This window comes from Nostoc favosum CHAB5714, assembly GCF_020829495.1.
Lineage (GTDB): Bacteria > Cyanobacteriota > Cyanobacteriia > Cyanobacteriales > Nostocaceae > Nostoc > Nostoc favosum.
On sequence record NZ_JAIVFQ010000231.1, the window covers coordinates 1 to 2,829 of the forward strand.

Consider the following 2,829-nt stretch of genomic DNA (forward strand, 5'->3'; position numbering starts at 1 on the left):
TGGAGGTCATCGCCGTCAGTGACTTCCAATCGGCATTGCCCCACCAATGCTCGGGCTTTTCAAGTTTCTTAAATGCTTTCAAGCCGCGATTGAGCCACCCGGTGCAAAGAAAATAGAAGAGCTCGATCTTGTTACCGGATTTTTTGTGGGCGGCGAGTGCCTTTACAGTGCTCCAGTGACATTCAAAAGAAAATTGATCGAGCAGACAGAACGTTGCCGTAGATTCCTTTAAGCGGTCCGACTTCAGGATATCGTAGACTCTTGCGTTGAAGTCTCCGTGGTGAACTTCGATGTGCCTCTTTGGCCTAGGTGGGTGGTCGGCCTTCAATTTCTCTAGTATCCGTACCCCCTCCCTCTTTATGTCGCAAAGGTAAAACTCCTTCAGGAATTTGGGTTCCTGATTTAGGACAAGGTCTGCTGCCCAACCTTTTAGGTTTTGCCGATCTTTCGGAGCGGCGAAACCATCAATATAGGCTCCGTGCTTAGTGATCATGACAAAGTAAAACAGATACTTCGCTACCAACTGCGCTTTGTTTGCCGTCCAGACTGGTGAACGTATCTCGCCGAACTCGATGATTGCGTTCTCGATCTTGGGAAGATCGGTAAATAGCGGGAGTTGTTCGCTCATACGAATATGGAGCGCAGATGGTGTCCCTAGGTCAAGGGGTTATGCTGCAACAACGTAATCTAATTTCGGCTCCGGAAAGCAGCGAACAATCTTGCCGTCCAATAGACCGCCGCCTTTCCCGTAGGGATCGAGCTTCTTTGCGACGTCTTCTGCCAAGTGGTCCTGAAGAACCAGTGGATTGTTCTTATAGCTTCCCCACTGTTTGAAAAATGGTGCAATACCAAGACGTTGACAGTCCGCAACGACCTCTCTAGCCCAGTGGGGGTCCATCTCACGGGCACCACTCCCGCTTTCGCCACCCACAATTATCCAATTGGGCAAAGTCTTCTCAGCTGGAATGCGCAGTGGCCCGATGGCGGGCTCGTAGGAGACAAACCTGATTGCAGCCGGAGCTGTTGCTAGGTGGCGCCACCGCTGGTCGTAGCGTTCTTGGTCTTCCGCAGTCATTCCTAGCCAGACATTCGGATAACCATCTCCCCAATCTTTGGGCAGCATCTTCTTAATGTTTTGAGGGCGCTTCGTGAGCAACAGCCAGTCTAAAGAAGGACATTCGCGGATGACCTGAAACAGATCGTCTCTCCAACTGGATGGAGCCTTATTGTCAAAGACGTCGGCCAACGAAGCACAGAATATTCGTTGTCGGCGTCCTTCTCGAGCGTGAAATTCCCTCGATCTAGACTGCCAAATGTGAGGAGCCTTCCAGTAGTGCTCGGTTGTTCTCTTCCTTGGATGCTTTCCCCATTTTACGTGGCCTGATCGCTTTGACCAAGCTTCAGCATAGCAGTGGTCACAGCCAGGGCTAACGTTGGTACAACCGGTCCACGGATTGAAGGTATGATCGGTCCATTCGATCTTGGAATACTCAGCCATCATTATCCCCGCTGACATCTGGATTTAATTTAATCGCAGGGCGTTAAATAGACCTTATGAGAACAATAAGGGAACAAGATGGATTCGTCAATAGAGCGCGATGAGCCTGCCGCAATCTCAGTATCGGAGGGCCTGAAAAAAGCTAGCGTGTTTGGATGAATCCGCCGACGCAAGGCGGTATAAAAAAACTCTGTGAGTGTCCAGCCTGCTTTTCCTTGGTGGGCGCAGTAGGACTCGAACCTACGACCCGCTGATTAAGAGTCAGCTGCTCTACCACCTGAGCTATGCGCCCGACCATCAAGGAAGTGCCGGAGGGGCCAGAAGACCGTCTCGCGGGCTGCTCTCTAGCAAAGCGATTCCTAAGTGTCCAGCCAAATACGGACCTAAACTGTGGATGAGTTTAGGCTTTTAATCAGGACTGGCCGGCATCCGGCTGGTCGATCATCGCCTCGATATTGTAGCCGTCGGGATCGAGGACGAAGCAGGCGTAATAATCGGGCGTATATTGGGGCCTGGGACCCGGCGCGCCGTTGTCCTCCGCACCGGCGGCCAAGGCGGCCTCGTAGAATTCCCGGACCAGGGCCTTGCTCTTCACCCGGAAGGCGACATGGACGCGGGTGAGGGGACCCTTCTCCTCCGCCTGCATGATCTCGAACAGGCCGTCGCCGATATCGAAGGCCCAGAAGCGGCCCTCATCGCCGAAGGCGATGCGGTAGCCCAAAGGCGCGAAGGCCTTCTCGTAAAACTGCCTGCTTTTCGTTATGTCGCTGACGGCGAAAGTCACATGGTCGATCATGCGAGGCTTCTAGAGAATTTTACACGAAACATCAACCGGAATGTAGTGGCTGACGCGCAACATGAGGCTTTACCTGGATGGGGAAAACTCCATGTTTGGTCTCTTCAAGTCAGATCCCTATACGGATGCGGAACTGGGCACGTTCACGCGCGCGCGTGGCAAATGGCGAGGCACGGTCACCTTGCCGGGAAGAGGTCCGACACCGGTCGCCTTGTCCGGCGGCCGGAAGCAGCCGGATGCGCGTGCTTTGACACTCGCGCGGCTGGTGCCGGCGCAATATGGCTCTCTCATTCCCGACATCCAGACGGGGCTCTTCGAGCATTATGAGCCTTATCTGCAAGCCCATGAGGCCGGTGACTATCTGGCCGGAGAGCCATTCCCCAAGTTCGGCAACGATTCATCCTTGTGGGAGAAGGTCCGGCTCGTCGGCGTCGCGATCGGCGCCGAAGAATTCGAGGTCGTCTATCAGACGGACTGGGACGAGGAACATTCGGTCGGCGCCCGGATCAGGGACGGCAAGGTCGTCGAGATGGAT

General features: G+C 54.1%; 4 protein-coding genes and 1 tRNA gene. 1 reads left to right on the top strand and 4 read right to left on the bottom strand.

The window, feature by feature from the left end:
- The 4 genes from tcmP to LC586_RS40175 form a co-directional block, all read right to left on the bottom strand.
- Positions 1–628: three-Cys-motif partner protein TcmP (tcmP, locus tag LC586_RS40160; RefSeq protein ID WP_229491330.1), on the bottom strand; the 628-nt coding region annotated here is incomplete at its 3' end.
- A 39-nt stretch (positions 629–667) separates the two neighbouring features.
- Positions 668–1,516, bottom strand: coding sequence for a phage Gp37/Gp68 family protein (locus LC586_RS40165; RefSeq protein ID WP_306423361.1), 849 nt, complete (start codon positions 1,514–1,516; stop codon positions 668–670).
- 198 nt (positions 1,517–1,714) lie between these two features.
- A tRNA-Lys gene (locus tag LC586_RS40170) sits at positions 1,715–1,790 on the bottom strand.
- A gap of 120 nt (positions 1,791–1,910) precedes the next feature.
- A complete protein-coding gene (locus tag LC586_RS40175) occupies positions 1,911–2,294 on the bottom strand; it encodes a VOC family protein (protein ID WP_229491331.1) in 384 nt (127 codons plus the stop codon).
- Between the two features lie 91 nt (positions 2,295–2,385).
- Here LC586_RS40175 and LC586_RS40180 point away from each other — a divergent pair.
- A partial coding sequence (locus LC586_RS40180) for a DUF6985 domain-containing protein (RefSeq protein WP_229491332.1) occupies positions 2,386–2,829 on the top strand: 444 nt, incomplete at its 3' end.